Below are 1,250 nucleotides of genomic sequence, written 5' to 3'. Positions count from 1 at the left end.
GGGTCGATGACATCGTCGACGAGGCCGCGTTCGGCCGCGTAGTACGGGTGCATCAGCTCGGACTTGTACTCCTTGACCATGCGGGTGCGCATGGCCTCGGGGTCCTCGGCACCGGCGATCTGCCGCCGGAAGATCACATTGGCCGCGCCCTCGGCGCCCATCACGGCGATCTCGTTCGTCGGCCAGGCGTACGTCAGATCCGCTCCGATCGACTGCGAATCCATCACAATATAAGCACCGCCGTAGGCCTTGCGCAGAATCAGCGAGATCCGCGGCACGGTCGCGTTGCAATAGGAATAGAGCAGTTTCGCGCCGTGCCGGATGATCCCGCCGTGCTCCTGGTCGACGCCCGGGAGAAAGCCGGGGACGTCCAGCAGCGTCACCAGGGGAATATTGAAAGCGTCGCACATCTGAACGAAGCGCGCAGCTTTCTCCGACGCCTCGATGTCCAGGACCCCGGCGAGGGTCTGCGGCTGGTTGGCGACGATGCCGACGACCTGGCCGTCGATCCGGGCGAGGGCGCAGACGATATTGCGGGCCCAGCGCTCGTGGACCTCCAGGAAGTCGCCGTCGTCGACGATCTCCTCGATGACCTTGTGCATGTCGTACGGGCGGTTCCCGTCCACGGGCACCAGGTCCAGCAGCAGGTCGGAGCGCCGGCCGGGCGGATCGGACGCCACCACCGCGGGCGGGTTCTCGCGGTTGTTCTGCGGCAGCATCGACAGCAGGTAGCGCACCTCGGCGATGCACGTCTCCTCGTCGTCGTACGCGAAGTGCGCGACACCCGAGGTCTCCGCGTGCACGTCGGCGCCGCCCAGACCGTTCTGAGTGATCTCCTCGCCGGTCACCGCCTTCACCACATCGGGCCCGGTGATGAACATCTGCGAGGTCTCACGGACCATGAAGACGAAATCCGTCAGCGCGGGCGAATAGGCGGCACCACCCGCACACGGGCCCAGCATCACCGATATCTGCGGGATGACACCGCTCGCCCGGGTATTGCGCTGGAAAATACCCCCGTATCCCGCGAGCGCCGAAACACCCTCCTGAATACGCGCCCCCGCGCCGTCGTTCAGCGACACCAGCGGAGCACCCGAGGAAATCGCCATGTCCATAATCTTGTGGATCTTGGTGGCGTGGGCCTCGCCCAGCGCACCGCCGAAGATCCGGAAGTCATGGGCGTAGACGAAGACCGTCCGCCCCTCGACCGTGCCCCAGCCGGTGACGACACCGTCGGTGTGCGGCTTCTT

Annotated in this window: 1 protein-coding gene; it reads right to left on the bottom strand. The window is 65.9% G+C overall.

Annotation, left to right across the window (positions count from 1 at the left end; genetic code table 11):
- Positions 1-1,250, bottom strand: a 1,250-nt coding sequence (locus ACWDR0_RS34940; protein ID WP_456355854.1) for an acyl-CoA carboxylase subunit beta, incomplete at both ends; no start/stop codon positions are given.

The sequence above is a fragment of the Streptomyces sp. NPDC003691 genome, assembly GCF_053981115.1.
Note: the sequence above shows the minus strand (reverse complement) of the source record. Positions and strands in the feature narration are given on the sequence as shown.